Here is a 15532-nt window from a genome sequence, read left to right on the forward strand (position 1 = left end):
TTTCGTCGAATGCCGCTCTGCGCTCGGGAGAGCGAGATCTGACGGGTTCGTGTCCCTGGGATCGGGTCAGCCCGACCAACCCTGTGAGCGCGCCACGGCGCGGATCGCTCCAGCGAGCTCCGCTTCGAAGAGCTGGAACGCTGGCAGCCTTCGCAGCGCCTCCAGGCTGACTTCTTCGTCGAACAACCGGTAGAGGCGCTCGGGCGAACAGCGTGCACTCCGCCCAGCGGTCGGCGATGGCAGCTGCGAGCCGCTCGGCGCGCTCGCCTTGCGCCGGGGGTGGCGCATCGATCCCGAGGCTCGCTTCGACCTCGTTCGTCCCTGGGAACAGCGGCGCCGCGAGCGCTGGCAGCAAGCGATCGAGGAGCGGCAAGAGGAAGTCGTAGTCACTCGGGCCTTCCGCGTAGAGTCCTGCGCGGAGATAGAGCCGCCTTCCGGTCATTCGGCGGCCTCGCTGGTCGCGGACTGGAGGAGCGCGTCAACCTCGCGCAGCGACACGACGTGCGCGCCGTCGCCCGGTGCCTTCAGCTCACCCACCGCACGTGCGCGGGTCGCGAGTCGGCCGTCGCGTCGCACGAGATCGAGGAAGCGCAGATGCTCGGGGCTGTCCCGGAACGCGGCGAGGACGACAGGCGAGTGGCTGGTGAGGAGCAGCTGCGTGGCGGGTTGAACCGGACCCCTGGAAGCTTCGTCTCCTGAAGTCGCTATCTCACGAAGCAGCGAGAGCAGCGTGCGCAGACGTCCCGGGTAAATCCCGTTCTCCGGCTCCTCGATGCCGATCATGGTTGGACGGGGATCGACGTGGAGCGCTGTGAGCAACGCCAGGGCGCGCAGCGTTCCGTCGGAAGCGAGGCGAGCGGGGATGCGCTCGCCGCCGGACAGCTTGAACTCGATGCGGAAGCTGTCCTCGTTGGGCACGACGTCGAAGCCGGCGAGCCCCGGGATGAGAGAAACGAGATCGGCGCGAATCTCACCGAGGATAGGCCCGGGTAGATCTGCCAGGATGGTGGGCAGGTTCGAGGCGTCCGGCGCGAGCACGTCCGACGCGATGCGCTCGCTCGGCTCCCGCAGGCGCGCGGCGTCGAGCTGAAGGAGCCGGAAATAGGAGAGCTCGTCGGCGATGGCATCGATGACGGCGTTCCATCCCTTTTCTTCCGTCTTCGATATGTCGATTCCTGTTTTCTGAGTCTCTGCCTCCAGTAGCGCTTTGATCAGGCCAATGTCGGTGGGCTGTGCGCCGATGGACTCTTTCAGTGCAGCCAGCCGCGCGCGCGTATTCTCATCGAGTTTGAATTGGAGGAGATAACGTTCGGCTCCCGCGAACCTCGAGCCGAGCGCTGAGTGCGTGTGCGGACACCTGATGGTGTTCGCCTCTCCACCTTCTAGATTAGGCGCGATGGACAGAAGTCGCTCTCGTTGATCTTGCCCGTTCTGTCGAAAGATGGTCTTTGGTCTCGCTGAATCTTCGCTGCCGGAGAGCACGCGCAGCTGTTCGTCGGCGACCGCGATCTCCTCGACGCCTGATGGACGTATCCTACGCTCGATGACGAGCTCGTATCTATACCGGCTGGGCAGCGGTGGCGCGCTGTCATCGAATGCCTCAATCGCGTCTCGCAGCAACACCTCGGCTGCGAAGCAAATCGTCTTCCCCGCCTCTCCCCCCGAGCGGCTGAACTGATCGACGACCCGCCCCCGTCCGAGCTTGAACGCCTCTTCGATCGACATGGATGCGAGCCGCCCCAGCAGCCCGATCGCCTCCAGCAGGTTCGACTTTCCCGCCCCGTTCGGCCCGACGAACACCGTCAGCGGCTCCAGATCGACCGCGAAATCTCGCAGCGACTTGAAGCCGTCGATCTCGAACCGCGTGATCATGCCTCGACCCTACCATGTCCGCGCTTCCGTGCGGCTTGCCGGGCTGCCCGATGCCCCGTCCCGCGCAGCCTGGACGCTCGTCGGCGCGCCGCCCAGCGAGCGCACCGACGCTCGCCGCGCGCGCAGCGTGGCGTCCCTCTTGGCCCCGCCGCGCCGCGCGCGCCTGACACTCCTCACCACCTGATCGCCGCCGGCTCCGCGACCCAGTTCAGGCTCCCCCCGTTGTAGTCCGGCTCCGGCCGCGTCAGCGCGTACGTCAGCACCACGCCTCCCGTCACCACGGCCGCCGCGCCCGTCCAGAACCACCACCGCGTCCACAGCGACGGCCGCACCGGGATCAGCTTGGCCGTCAGATCCGCCCGCTGCCCCGCGTGCAGATCGAGCGTCGCCGCGTACGTCTCGAACCCGTCCCGCACCACCTCGATCCTGTACTTCCCCGGCGGCCGCTCGAGGTCGATGGGCGCGAGCCCGGCCTCGCGGCCGTCCACACGCACGAGCGCCTGCGCCGGCTCCGCGCGCACGGCCACGCGCGCGGGGAGGATGTCCAGGTGCAGATCGAGCGTGGCCTTCTCCCCCGGCCGGTAGGTCTTCTGGACGAACGCATCCTGGCGCCCTGGCCGCGCCGCGCGGAAGAGGTGGACCCCGGGGTCGAGCTCCACGGTGAAGCTCTTCTCCACCGGCGCCGCCGCGCGCTCGGCGGACCCGGGGAGCGTCACGAAGACCCGGGTCCCATCGTCGGTGGCCAGCCGGAGCGCGCGCCCGTCGACGGTCAGCGGGGTGCCCGGGGGATCCAGCGTGACCGCCACCCGGACCACGAGCTGATCCAGCTCGGCGACGAACGCCCTCGCGTCGTCGAGCTGCGCGGGCGCCAGGCCCTCGGTGCCCGCGAGCACGCGGCGGAAGGTGCGGCGCGCGGCGACGTAGCGGCCCAGGGCGCGCTCGCAGAAGCCGATGTTGTACTGGACGATGGGCGCGTCCCGCGCCGCCGCCGCCTCCTCGAAGGCGGCGAGCGCCTCGCCCCACTGCGCGTCCTTCGATCGCTGCACGCCGAGCAGGAACGCCGCCCTGCCGCGCGCGGTGCGCTCATCGACCGCCGGCGCCTCCGCCGGGGCCGGCGCCTCGGCGCGCGCGCGCCCGGCCGTCGAGAGATCGACCGCCGCCATGACCAGGCCACCCAGGATCCATCGTGTCCGCATCGTACCCCTCGTCCCTGGCCGCCCCCTCAGTCCGTCCCGCCGCAAGCGATCTCGCAGTGGGCGAGCGCGCAATCGAGCCCGGCCTCGTGGGTCGCCACCGCGTCCGGGAACATCGCGTCACACCCCATGAGACAGGCCTGGTCCCCGACGTCGCACGGGACCTTGCAGTTGTCCAGCAACGCACACTCGATCTCATGCTGGCAAGCCGCCATCTCATCGGCGCAGTGCAGGTTCTGGCACTTGACGCAGGGGTCCAGCGGCTCGTTGCCGCAAGCGTCGTCGTCGAAGCAGAAGTACTGCATACACGCCATCCGGTGGCTGTAGGCGACGTAGCCGCCGGCGTGCGCCTGGTAACACGCGCTCTCGCAGGGCGAGAAGGCCGCGTCATCCGGGTCCTCGGCGCACGCCTTGACGCACGTGACCAGGTCCTGGCAATCCTGGTCGTCTCTGCAAGCCTGGTAGGTCTCGCAGCAGCGCTCGTCCTCGCACTTGTAGCAGGTGTTCGGATCCGTCGACGGCGAGCACGTCTGGTTGAAATCCGGGTCTGTCGGGGCGGGGATCTGACCGCAACCGGCGCACTCCGCGCCCGGGCCGGCGAGGCGACAGTCGATGAAGGCCTGCTTCGCGCTCTGGCCAAGAGAGCCGGTGACGGGCGGGCACGCCTGCTCGCACGCGATGTCCGCGTCTCCGCTCGGGCCCAGCGGACAAGCGTCGAGGCAGTCGAGGTAGGCGGCGCAGCCCGGGTCGGCCGCGCACGCGTTCACCTGGGACAAGCACGCTGTCTGCTCCACGCACGTACCGCACGCGCTCGCGCCGTACGTGGCATCACCGCCGTTGCCGCCGCCGGCGCCCGATCCCGTGCTCGCCGCCGCTCCCGGATCTCCGGATGGGGAATCGCCGTCGCACGCGGGGGAGAGCGCCGCCGCGGTGGCTACGGAGAGCGCGGCGAGCACTGGCCGGGTGACCCACGACATACAATCTCCTCGCGAGCGGCAGAGCGATGTTCGGGTGATTCGGGTGACGAGGGATTCGGATGAAGAAGCGAAAGAACCCTCTTGGCCTCGCCCCTCCTCGATGATAGCGAGGAGACTACCCCTGGGTCCTGTCGGGCGGCAACGAGAAAGGCGAAAGGCGGCAGGTGGTCGAACCGACACGCGCGCTCTCGATCCTCGTCGTGCTCGCTGCGGCGGGGCTCTCCGGCGCCTGCGGCGAGCGAGAGCGACCGCAGCTCGTCGTCGTCGTGGACACCGACGCGCCGGTCGCCGCGCAGCTCCTGGCAGACCCCTCCATCTCGCCGGAGGCGGTCATCGATACGGTGCGCATCGACGGGTTCGACGGCGCGTGGCGCCCCGGCTGCATCGATGACGTCGACTGCACGGCGAACTTCGTCCTGCCGGACCCTTCGTCCTGGCCGTTCTCCTTCGGGGTGGCCGCGTCGGAGGAGGGGAGCGCCGTGCTCCGCCTGCGCATCCGGGCGTTCCGCGGCGCCGTCGCGGCGCGGGGTAAGGACTCCATCGAGGGGAGGGTGTTCTCGACCATCGATCCTCCGCCAGAGGCCGCCATCGACCGGCTGATCGAGGTCGCGCTCCCGACGTCTGGCGTGGTGACGGTGCGACTCACGCTCTCGGCCGATTGCCTGGGCGTGCCCGCGTCGCTGCGCAAGCCGCCGCACACATGCATCGATGCCTCCAGGCGGACGGCGGTCCCATCGGAGGGTGTCCTCGTCGGATTAGGGGCAGAGATGGGCGTGACGCGCGCCGGCACGTGGTCGCGCGCGCGGGAGGTCCCCTGCGGCGCCGCGCCCGAGGGCGCCGATGCCGCCTGCATCCCCGGCGGATTCAGCGTCATCGGCCAGGCCGAGCTCGCCGGCGTCGACGAGCAGAGCTATGTCTCGGTCGTGCCGCCGCGGCCGGTGCATGTGGGCCCGTTCTTCATGGACAGGACGGAGTTCACGGTCGGCCGTCTCCGTGCGCTGCTGAACGAGGGGCTCCTCCACGCGGAGGGTGATGACCTCGCCGGGCCTGATCCGAGCAGGGCAGGGCTCGCAGACTGCCGCTGGCTGGGCGCCGAAGGCGGAGCGAACGATGGATATCCCCTCAACTGCATCTCGTGGCGCCTTGCCCGGGAGGCGTGCAGGGCGAGCGGCGGTGATCTGCCGACGGAGGCGCAGTGGGAGCACGCCGCGCGGGGTCGAGGGCAGGGGCGAATCTATCCCTGGGGTGACGCGTCTCCCGCGTGCTGCACGGCGAGCGCCGGGCGGGGGACGCTGTGCCCTGGCGATCCGGGGCCGGAGGAGGTCGGCTCGCATCGGCCCTCGGCGACGTGCGGTGGCCTGGGCGACAGCTCCAGGGATGGCGTCCTGGATCTCGGCGGGAGCCTGAGCGAGCTGTGCGCCGACAAGCTGGTTCCGTACGGAGAGGGCTGCTGGAGCGCGCCGGGGATCTTCGTCGAGCCCCGCTGCGACGATGAAGGCATCAACGCGCGCGCCGCCCGCGGTGGAGACTGGGCCAGCGGCCCCGCGAACACGAGGCCCGCGTTCCGGAGAGGCGATGTCCTGGACTCGCTTCACGGCTTCCGGTGCGTCTACGCGGGAGGTGCGCCGTGACGGCTCGTGGCCTGTCGACGGCGCTCGCGGCCGCCGGGTTTCTGCTCTCGGCGCTCTCGGCCTGCGAGCCCGAGCCTCGCCAGTGGCTCGTCAGCGTCTCCACGGACGCCCCGGCGCCCCGGTTCGGTGATCACCTGCTGCTCGAGGTGATGGGCGAGGGCGCGATCTGCACCGGGTGCATGCGGCTCATCGGGGTGGATGGGCCGGACAGCCTGCCCGTCAGCTTCGGCGTGGTCCCGCGGGAGGAAGGCGCCGCCGTGCGGGTCCGCGCGCGGCTCTACCGGGCCGAGCAGGCGGGCCCCGACGGCCTTCCCCGCGGTCCGGCCTTGATCGACGCCGTGGCCAGGCTCCCGCCGCTCGATGGCGAGACACACGTGGCCCTCGATCTGTCCATGCGCTGCTTCGGCGTCCCGAGCCTCCCCGAGCAGCGCGCGACCTGCGACCCGGAGGCGGGCGCGCTCGCGCCGGAGCCGGTGCTCCCGCTGCTCTCGGAGGTCGAGGCCCGGCCCGAGCCCGGCTCCTGGCCGAGCGCGGCCCCGGTACCCTGCCAGGGGCCGGCGCCGGCGGGGATGGTGTGTGTGCCCGGAGGGGTGTTCCTTCTCGGGACGCCGCGACCCGGATACACCATCGATCTCGACGAGCTGAGCCAGCCCGAGCGCCTCGTGCAGCTCGGCGCGTTCGCGCTCGACGCGGACGAGGTGACCGTGGGCACGGTCCGGGAGCTCGTGGCGACAGGGCAGATCCGATCAGCGCCCGTGGCCAGGGACATCGACGCGCCGGGGTCGGATCTGGGCGCTTGCACGTATCTCGGCGTGTCCGACGGCGCGAACGACGCGCTGCCCGTCAACTGCGTCACCCACGCGCTGGCGGAGGAGGCCTGTTCCGCGCGGGGATTGCGGCTCCCCACAGAGGCTGAATGGGAGTACGCGGCCGGCAACCTCGATGACGAGACCGCCTATCCCTGGGGCAACGGCGGGGATCTCTGCGCGATGGCGCTCCTCGGCAGGGGCCGGGGCGGCGGGGAGGTCGACCAGGACGTGTTCGAGAACTCCGGCTGTCGGCCGCTCGACGCGCCGGTGCCCTGGGGGCCTGTCGCCGGAGGCGCCCCGAGCGACGTGACCGCCCTTGGCATCCGGAACCTCGCCGGGAGCATGTCCGAGTGGGTGGCCGACACCTTCGCTCCCTACGCCGCGCCTTGCTGGCAGTCGGGCGGGCCGCTCCTCGTCGATCCGGTGTGTCGCGCGCCGGCCCCCGGCGCGGCGCCGGGCTTCTCTTATCGCGGGAGCTCCTGGTCGGGTTACAAGCTGGGGGCCCGGGCCACGGCGCGCAGCCATGAGAGGGCGTCGGCGTTCAACCCGGCCACCGGCTTCCGCTGCGCGCAGCCGATGTGACCGCGCTGCCGCGGATCGGGGCCGGCCGGCGACCGCGAACCGCTGCGTCCGGCTGGGAACCACGGTACGCTGCCGCTCGTGTCGGACGATCTCCAGGGCTCCCTCCCGGCCGGCAAGATCATCGCCGGGCGCTTCCGGATCGAGCGCCTCATCGGCCGCGGCGGGATGGGCGAGGTGTACGCGGCCAGGAACGTCGGCACCGGGCGCGACGTCGCGCTCAAGATGATCCGCGGCGTCGCCGACGCCGCGCAGACCCGGCGCTTCCTCCGCGAGGCCAAGGCGGCGACCGCGATCCAGCACCCGAACGTGATCGAGGTGCTCGACGTCTTCGAGGAGGACCACACGCCCGTGATGGTCATGGAGCTGCTCCGCGGCGAGCCGCTCTCCGGGCTGCGCAAGCGCAGGGGCGCCCTGCAGCTGTACGAGGCGGCGCGCCTCCTCGTGCCGGTCGCCTCCGCGCTCCGCGCCGCGCACGAGAAGGGGATCGTGCACCGCGACCTCAAGCCGGACAACATCTTCCTCTCGGAGCCGCAGGCCGGCGGGTGCGTGCCCAAGGTGCTGGACTTCGGGATCGCCAAGGTGCTCGACCCGACCTCCATCAGCTCGGAGACGCAGGGAGGCAACACCAGCACCGGCTCGATCCTCGGGACGCCTCATTACATGTCGTTCGAGCAGGCGATGAGCGAGAAGGACATCGATCATCGCGCGGACATCTGGGCGATGGGCGTCATCCTCTTCGAGGCGCTCACCGGCCGGAGGCCGCTCGAGTTCGAGAACCTCGGCGAGATGTACACGGCGTTCCTGCAGCGCGAGGTGCCGTCGATCCGCTCGGCCGTGCCCGACCTGCCCGCGGACGTCGCCGGGGTGCTCGACCGCTGCCTGCAAAAGCGGCGCGAGGATCGGCTCGACGATCTGGCGCCGCTCGTCGAGGTCCTCGGCCGCTACACCGATCCCACGTCGGCGGGCGCGCTCGCGGGAGGCAAGCTCGTCGGCGCGCTCGCGCCGCTCGCCGCGCCTCTGATCTCGGGAGCCGTCGCGGCGCCTCCGGCCCTCGCGGCCCCCGGCGGGCGCGCGCGATCGCTGAAGAGGGCGTTCGCGTTCGCGGCGCTCCTCGTGGTGGCCTTCGTGGCGGTGTTCGCTGCGCTCCGCCCCCCGCCGCCGGACGGGCCTGCCGCTCCGGTCCCCGCCTCGGCGGAAGCGGTGGTGGAGCCGCCCGCGGCGTTCGCGGTGCCTCCAGCATCCATGTCGAGCTCGCCCGCTCCGCCCCTACCCGCTCGGGACGAGCCTGCGGTCGCAGGCGTCGCGCCGTCCGCGGCGTCGTCGTCCAGGCGGCCCTCACCGAGCGCGCTCTCTGGCACGCTGAAGGCGCCGGCGACACCGGCGACATCGGCGACACCGCCGCCGCCGTCGGCGCCGGCGACGCAAGCGCGGGGGATCGTCGACCAACTCCCGTACTGACGGCGAGCGCGCCCCGCGTTACCCTGCTCCCGCGCCATGGAAGGTCAACGTATCGCCGGGAAGTACCGCCTTGCCCGGCTCCTCGGCAGGGGCGGGATGGGCTCGGTGTGGCTGGCAGAGCACCTGTCGCTGCGCACGCCGGTGGCCATCAAGCTCATCGACGTCGAGACCGCGAAGAACGCGACCGCCCGGGCGCGCTTCGATCGTGAGGCGCAGATCGCGGCGCGGATCCGCAGCGCCCATGTGGTCAAGGTGCTCGACCATGGCCTCACCGACGATGGATTACCGTACATCGCGATGGAGTGTCTGGCAGGCGAGAGCCTGCGCGATCGCCTCTCCGCGCGCCGGCGCCTGACGCCGGCGGAGACGGCGACGATCGTCTCTCACGTCTGCCGCGCCCTCTCGCGCGCCCACGAGGTCGGGCTCGTCCATCGCGACATCAAGCCGGAGAACCTCTTTATCGCGCGCGAGGATGAGGGGGAGATCGTCAAGATCCTCGACTTCGGCGTGGCGAAGGTGACAGACGCGCTCGCCATCACCGGCATGGATCCCACGCGCACGGGGGCGCTCCTCGGGACGCCCTACTACATGAGCCCGGAGCAGGCGAAAGGCCTGAAGAGCGTCGATCACCGGTCCGATCTCTGGTCCCTGGGCGTCGTGGTCTACGAGTGTCTCACGGGGGAACGTCCTTTCACCGCCCCGGCGCTCGGGCCGCTCATCGCCAAGATCCTGGGCGCGCCCCCGCCCGCGCTGACCGCGGCGGCGCCGGGCGCTGGCATCCCGGTGGAGGTCGAGGCCTGGATGCGGAAGGCGCTCGCCGTCGAGCCGGACGCGCGCTTCGCCTCGGCCCGGGAGCTCTCCGAGGCGTTCATGGTGGCGTCGGGCGTCGCCGACTCGATGGATCGCGGCTCCTCCGCGGGCCTCCCGGACGGCAAGCCGCCCTCGGCCGTGCGCCCCCCTGCCGGGGTGTGGGAGACGGCCGACACGGTGGCCTTGCCCTCCAGCGACGGCCAGGCGCCGGTCGCCGCTGCGCCGCAGCCCCCGGTCGCCCCCCTGTCGTCGGCGACGGGGCCGGGCGCGGTCGCGGCCGCGCGCCCTGTTGCGCCCGCGCGCGGCCTCGTCTGGGCGGTCGTCTTGCTGGCGGTCGCGCTGCTCGCGGTGAGCGGCGTCCTCGCCGCGACGCTCCTGCGCTGACGGCGATCCGCTGGATGCCGAGCGCCGCGCGGCGCGCGTCAGCGGCCAGCATGGCGCGTGGTGTGTGGCGCGCTGCCTTCGTGCTTGATCGCCCGGCGACACGGGAGATACCCTGCGCGCATGCGCCGCCTGGTCCCGTGTGTCCTCCTTCTCTCGTCCTTCGCCCTTGCGTCGGGTTGCGCGACCTACACGCAGGATCTCGATCGCGCCCGCAGCCACTACGAGGCGAACCGGTTCGAGCAGGCGCTGGCGCTGTTCCGGGTGCTCGAGCACGATCAGGACTCGTTCTCGGTCCCGGAGCGGGCGCAGTACGCCTACCTCCGGGGCATGACGGACTACCGCCTGGCCGACCTCGCGCCGCAGGGCACCGGCGTCGCCGATCCGCGCAAGGGCTACCGCGACAACGCGCGCCACTGGCTCGGGCTCGCCGCGGCGACCGAGAAGCAGGCCCCCGGCGGCATCACCAGCGAGCAGAAGAACCGCCTGACCGAGACCCTCGCGGACCTCAACCGCGACGTGTACGGCGGCGCCGAGGCGCTGCCGGAGGGGGGCGCCGCGCCGCCGTCCGACGCTCCCGCGTCGCCCGAGGAGCCGCCGTCGGAGTCGGAGCCGTCGGCGCCCACGCTCTGACCGCCGCGCGCTGACGTCCCCGCTCGTCGCGCCTCGCGGGCATCGAATCGGGTGCGAGCAGCGCATTGCGTGCGCGTGTCCCCGCCGGCCGGCACGTCCGCCGTGGCGATCGGGCGCGCGTGCGTCCCAGCAGCGCGCGCAGATCCGTGCGGCGCGCGCTGCGTGCGAGCGGCCCATTGCGTGGGCGCGCGGGATGTCTGGAATAGAACGGAAAGGGGCGGAGGGTGCGCCGTGTGTGGCGCAGGATCGAGGGTCGGCGAGGGGTCGCTCGCTACGACGACCGCCGGCGCAGGGATTCGATCTCGTCCTTCGCGGCGAGCTTACGTTTCTTGAGCTGGGCAGCTTCCATTCTCTCCCCCGGTGTCAGGAACGCCCGTCGACCCAGCTGCCTGAGGCGTGAGTCGAGCTCGCGATGACGCGCTTCCGCCATGCTCAGCCGCTGCTCCGGGCCGATTCCAGTCACCGCGCGAGGAGAGATGATCTGATGCTTCATGTGCCCACCTCCAAGGCCCCACAACGGGGCCGTGATGCCTTCGAGGGCCCACAACAGAAGCCCTCGTTCTGATCGTCGCTGGAGAGGAGAACGCCGCCGACCGAGCTACACGCCGAGACAGCGGCCTGATGAACGAATGCGAGATTACCGCAACATGGCGGATCCATGCAGGCTTTTTGTCGGGCGAGGCCATTCTGCAATTTCACAGAGCAGCCGTTGTAGTCAGGGATTGCCCTACGGCGTACAGCAATCCACCGGTGTCCCGGACGGCCGGGCCGGACTCTCCGTCCATGCACGTTGCGGAACAACCTCGAACGTGGGGCTATTCTTCCCCGGCAATGTCGAGCTCCAGCGCCACCTCGGTCGCCCTTCTGGCCCTTGCGGTCGTCCTGGGCGGATGCACTTCGGAGGCCAACGTGCCGGCGCGGGCGCGATCGCCGCAGCCGGCCTCGGCGCGCGCGCCGGTCGAGCTCGCGCCGGTCGTCGTGTCGCCCTACTCGGACGCCGAGCTCGCGGCGGAGTTCGAGCGGGCGCGCGCGCTGCTCCTGGCCGACAAGGCGCGTGAGGCGGCGCCCCTGTTCGAGCGGCTCGCCCGCCTCGCGCCGGGCGGCGAGGTCGCGCCCCCGAGCCTGTTCAACGCCGGGCTCGCGCACGAGGCGCTCGGCGACCGCGCGCTCGCGGCCGAGCGCTACCGCGAGGTCGCGCAGCGCTTCCCGGACCACGCGGTCGCGCGCGGCGCGCTCTTCCGGCTCTCGCGCGCGGCGGCCGCCCTCGAGCGGTGGCCCGAGCTCGTCGAGGTGTCGCGCCGCCTGCTCCGCCTCGGCGATCTGAGCGTGCTGGAGGCGATCGAGGCGCGCGGCGCGCTCGCGCTCGGCCTGGTCGAGCAGGATCTCGTGGAGGAAGCGGCGCGTCAGGTCGCGCTCGCGCGCGATCTCATCGAGGAGCACCGGCTCGGCGAGTCCGGCAAGCCGCCGATCGAGCTCGCGCAGGTGAGCTTCGCGCTCGGCGAGGTGCGGCGGCGCCGGAGCGAGGCGATCTCCTTCGTGCCGGTGCCGGCGAGCTTCGCCGAGGCGCTCGAGCGCCGCTGCCAGGGGCTGCTCGACGCGCAGAGCGCCTACACCGAGGCCATGCGCAGCCTCGACGCCCACTGGTCGGCGATGGCGGGTTACCGCATCGGGCAGCTCTACAAGGAGCTCCACCGCGACGTGATGCAGGTCCCGCCGCCGCGGAGCGCCGACACCCCGAGGGAGAGGCAGCTGTTCGAGGGGGCGATGCGGCTGCGCTACCGCGTGCTCCTGGAGAAGGGGCAGAAGATGCTCGCCGGCACCGTGCGCCTCGGCGACCGCACCGGGGAGTCGTCGGCGTGGGTCCTCCGCGCCCGCGACGCGCAGCGCGAGATAGAGCTCGCGCTCGCCGACGAGCAGGCGGCCCTCGCGAGGCTCCCGTTCACCGAGGCCGAGCTCCTCGCCGCGCTCGACGCCCTGAAGACGGCGGCGCCGAAGCGGCCGTGAGCCCCGCGCGGGCGGCGGGGGTGGGGCCCGCGCGGCTCAGTTCAGCTTCGGCGCGCACCCGAAGAGCACGTCGAGCTCCGCGCGCACCTCGTGTTGCACCGTCGTGCAGGACGCGGGGCAGAGGATGATCTTCTTCGGGAGCACATCGTCGTCGTAATACCACCCCGGCCCCGTGCCGCAGTCCGCTGCGTCGTCCGCCTTCGGGACCTCCAGCGGGCTCGCGCCCTCGGGCGCGAACCTGACCGCGACCCGGCTCGTGTCGAGGACCGCGCCCGCGGGCGGCGCGGGGATGAGGAGCTCGCACGGGAGCGCCGACGCGCGGATCTCGGCCATCTTCGCCGAGAACGCCGTGATGTCCGCCGTGACGTCGAACGCGCGGGTCGTCCCGCCGGCGTCGGCGATCTGGTCCAGGTTGGTGAGCGTCGAGCCTTGCACCGCGACGACGTAGGTCTGGACGCCGTTGTAGCGGAGGGCCCTCTGCGCCATCTCCGCGGTGCTCGCGACGGTGTTTCCGGAGCAGCCCGAGGGATCGCCGTCGGTCGCGAGCACGACGATCACCTTGTGGGAAGGGTTCGCGTCCTTGTAGGCGGTCGCGTTCGTGAGCACCCCCTGGAGCGCCGGGCGCATGGGCGTCCCGCCGCCGGGCGAGGTGCTCTGGATGGAGGCGGTGAGCTCCGGCGTGTTCACCGGCAGCTCGCCGATGGCGACCGCGAGCTCCTCGTAGCTCGTGTGGTTGCAATCGCTCTGCCCATCGCTGCTCCGCGGGAAGTAGGTCAGCCCCACGTTCATCCCGGCCGAGGCGGCGTCGGTCACGAACGCCGAGAGCGCGTTCGTGACACCGACCCATTTCGAGCCGAGCATGCTGCCGGATCGGTCGAGCAGGATGAGCATATCGAGCGGCAGGAGCGTGGCCTCCGCGCTCGCCTGGGCGCAGGAGGACCCCTCCCCGAGGCCGCCCTCGCCGGCGCCGCCGAGCCCTCCCCCCTCGCCGAGCGACGTGTCTCCGCTCGCGCTGCTCACGCCGAAGGAGCCGCCGCCGCCGCCGCTCGCGGCGTCATCCGGCGGGGGGATCGTCGCGGGCTTCTCGTCCTCGGTGGCCGCGCAGCCGCCCGACTGCGCCGCGATCCCGGTGGCGACGAGGAAAGGGGCAAACACGAAATGACGTCGGAAGGACATCTCTGCGCTCCTCTGAAAATGGGTGCGACGTGGCTCGCTGCCGCGGGGCTCCACGCGCGAAGTGGTCTGTCTATCGAGGGGTGGCCGAGCTCCGAGACGATCTCGTCAGTGTATGCAGCTCTCGATCGAGGCGCGATAGGGGCTCTCCGGTTTGTAAGCCCCGCTCGTGTCGTGCTGTCGTTGCTCTCTCTTCTTTCGTCGCTTGTCGCGGCTCTCGTCGCTTGTCGCAGCTCTCGTTGCTTCTTGCAGCTCTCGTTGCTCTCGCGGTCTCGTGCGCGCGCCGGCGCGGCGGGGCTCGGCGTCTTTGCTCGTCGCTGAGCGCGCCGACCGTTCCGGGTGCTCGCGCGCCGAAACATCATGTTTCCTTGCGCAGCCGCGAAGGACGCGTAATTCCCACGAGGTGCGTCACGCTTGCTGGAAAGAGGCGAACATGACTAGGTGGATTCCATGGGTACTTTCCGCTGTCGCCCTGACGGATCTCGGCTGTTCGACTGCGACATCCGCGGGCAGCTCGGGCCCGGCGGGGGCCGGCGGCGCCGCTGGGGGGGCTGTCTCGAGCGGAGGGGGCGGCGCAGGCGGGGACGGCGCGCCGTGCCGGATAGACTGCTCGCTCGTTCCGACCTCGCAATGTGTCATGGCCGTCTGCAACGAGGCGACGCGCGATTGCGAGCTCGTCCCCAGCGCGGGCGGGGAGCCCTGTGACGACAGGGACGCCTGCACGGTCGGCGAGACGTGCGAGGAGGGTGTCTGTCAGGGCGGGGCCCAGGAGGACTGCGGCCTCGCGCCGGACGCCTGTCACGTGGTCACGTGCGTCGACGCGGGCGGCGCGCCTCGCTGCGGGGTGGAGCCGAGGGCGAACGGGGCCCCGTGCGCGACGGAAGACCGCTGTATCCTCGACGCGGCGTGCCTGGACGGCGCCTGCGTCGGGACGCCGCGGGACTGCTTCTTCTTCCACGTGCCGGACTCCTGTCATGTTGGTGCGTGCGACCCGGCCACCGGTGCGTGCGAGGCGGTTCCGGGGAACGAGGGGGCGCCGTGCGCGGACTCCGGCGATCTCTGCATGGTCGGCAAGACCTGCCAGAGCGGCCGCTGCGAGGGGGGCGTCCCGAAGGACTGCAGCGCGCTGAGCGTCGGGTGCAACGATGGCGCCTGTGATCCGGGCTCTGGCAATTGCTATGCTGAGCCGATCGGACCGGGCGGCGCCTGCCTCTCTGGGACCGACGAGTGCAATCGTGGCGTCTGTGACGAGAGCGGCGCCTGTATTTCCATCCCCACCCCGGGGGAGTCGTGCCTCTCGCAGGCGGTCGGTTGCACGCGCGGCGTCTGCAGCGAGGCCGGGGTGTGCACGGCGCGCCCGGTTCCCGACGGCGGGGTCTGCGTCGACAGCGACTCGTGCACCGTGGGGGAGTCCTGCCTGGCTGGTGTCTGTCAGGGCGGCGCCGCCGCGGGGACGCCGGTGGTCTATTTCCGGGATACGTTCGAGAGCGACGGGGCCGGGTGGGAGCTCGGTCCGACCTGGCAGATCGGCGCGGCGAAGGCGTCAACCGGGCAGACCTACGGGCACGCCGATCCGGCGCTCGATCACACGGCGACGTCGGACAACGGGGTGGCCGGCGTGGTCATCGGAGGGAACGCGCCCCTCGGGGTCCACCCGTACTTCTACCTGACGAGCCCGGTCGTCAACGCCGATGTCGCGGGCGGCGTGTACCTGACGTTCTGGCGTCTCCTGAACAGCGATGAGACGCCTCACATGACGAACCGTGTCGAGGTCTATGACGGCGTCCGCTGGAAGGTGCTCTTCGAGTCGGGGGCGTACCCCGGCGTCCGCGACTCGGCCTGGACGAAGGTCGTCCATGACCTGACGCCCTACAAGAACGCCAGCCTGCGCGTCCGCTTCGGCTACGAGATCGGGCGGGAAGCCTTCGTCGACACCGTGTCGAGCTGGAACGTCGACGATGTGGAGATCGCGAACGCGGCTTGTCCGTAGAGCGCGCGACGGGGGCGCG

The 15532-nt window shown here is 71.5% G+C and carries 12 protein-coding genes; 7 read left to right on the plus strand and 5 right to left on the minus strand.

The genetic code is table 11. From position 1 onward, the window contains the following. Window positions 1–438: 438 nt before the first annotated feature. The 3 genes from WME73_RS04610 to WME73_RS04620 all read right to left on the minus strand — a co-directional run bounded on the left by WME73_RS04610 (window position 439) and on the right by WME73_RS04620 (window position 4042). The gene (locus WME73_RS04610) at window positions 439–1872 is read right to left on the minus strand and encodes an AAA family ATPase (RefSeq protein WP_437914882.1); all 1434 of its coding nucleotides are present in this window, start codon (window positions 1870–1872) and stop codon (window positions 439–441) included. A 173-nt stretch (window positions 1873–2045) separates the two neighbouring features. Next, complete coding sequence (locus tag WME73_RS04615) at window positions 2046–3068, minus strand: PEGA domain-containing protein (protein ID WP_437914883.1); 1023 nt, start codon at window positions 3066–3068, stop codon at window positions 2046–2048. Between the two features lie 26 nt (window positions 3069–3094). After that, the gene (locus WME73_RS04620) at window positions 3095–4042 is read right to left on the minus strand and encodes a hypothetical protein (RefSeq protein WP_437744318.1); all 948 of its coding nucleotides are present in this window, start codon (window positions 4040–4042) and stop codon (window positions 3095–3097) included. Between the two features lie 164 nt (window positions 4043–4206). Here WME73_RS04620 and WME73_RS04625 point away from each other — a divergent pair, with 164 nt between their 5' ends. From WME73_RS04625 to WME73_RS04645, 5 genes are all read left to right on the plus strand, one after another. Further along, window positions 4207–5673: a formylglycine-generating enzyme family protein gene (locus WME73_RS04625; RefSeq protein WP_437914884.1), complete on the plus strand. Its 1467-nt coding sequence runs from the start codon at window positions 4207–4209 to the stop codon at window positions 5671–5673. Beyond that, window positions 5670–7064, plus strand: a complete 1395-nt coding sequence (locus WME73_RS04630) for a formylglycine-generating enzyme family protein (protein ID WP_437866048.1) — start codon at window positions 5670–5672, stop codon at window positions 7062–7064. Before WME73_RS04625 ends, WME73_RS04630 begins: the two co-directional genes overlap by 4 nt. Before the next feature lie 78 nt (window positions 7065–7142). Beyond that, a complete protein-coding gene (locus WME73_RS04635) occupies window positions 7143–8522 on the plus strand; it encodes a serine/threonine-protein kinase (protein WP_437914885.1) in 1380 nt (459 codons plus the stop codon). Window positions 8523–8558: 36 nt separating this feature from the next. Then, window positions 8559–9716 carry a serine/threonine-protein kinase gene (locus tag WME73_RS04640; RefSeq protein WP_437914886.1) on the plus strand — a complete coding sequence of 386 codons (1158 nt, stop codon included), beginning with the start codon at window positions 8559–8561 and terminating at the stop codon, window positions 9714–9716. A 120-nt stretch (window positions 9717–9836) separates the two neighbouring features. After that, window positions 9837–10346 (plus strand): hypothetical protein, encoded by a 510-nt coding sequence (locus WME73_RS04645; protein ID WP_437744323.1) that lies wholly within the window; start codon window positions 9837–9839, stop codon window positions 10344–10346. A gap of 271 nt (window positions 10347–10617) precedes the next feature. On the opposite strand, the gene WME73_RS04650 is transcribed toward WME73_RS04645, so the two are convergent. After that, entirely contained in the window at window positions 10618–10839 is a 222-nt protein-coding gene (locus WME73_RS04650; RefSeq protein WP_437744324.1) for a YdcH family protein, read from the minus strand. Between the two features lie 338 nt (window positions 10840–11177). Between WME73_RS04650 and WME73_RS04655 the strand changes: the two genes are divergently transcribed. Beyond that, complete coding sequence (locus WME73_RS04655; RefSeq protein ID WP_437914887.1) at window positions 11178–12350, plus strand: tetratricopeptide repeat protein; 1173 nt, start codon at window positions 11178–11180, stop codon at window positions 12348–12350. Between the two features lie 36 nt (window positions 12351–12386). Here the strand turns inward: WME73_RS04655 and WME73_RS04660 are convergent, their stop codons facing one another. Continuing rightward, window positions 12387–13526: a vWA domain-containing protein gene (locus tag WME73_RS04660; RefSeq protein WP_437914888.1), complete on the minus strand. Its 1140-nt coding sequence runs from the start codon at window positions 13524–13526 to the stop codon at window positions 12387–12389. A 634-nt stretch (window positions 13527–14160) separates the two neighbouring features. Between WME73_RS04660 and WME73_RS04665 the strand changes: the two genes are divergently transcribed. After that, complete coding sequence (locus tag WME73_RS04665; RefSeq protein WP_437744327.1) at window positions 14161–15513, plus strand: hypothetical protein; 1353 nt, start codon at window positions 14161–14163, stop codon at window positions 15511–15513. Window positions 15514–15532 lie beyond the last annotated feature (19 nt).

Source organism: Sorangium sp. So ce302, from assembly GCF_051530145.1.
GTDB lineage: Bacteria > Myxococcota_A > Polyangia > Polyangiales > Polyangiaceae > Sorangium > Sorangium cellulosum_B.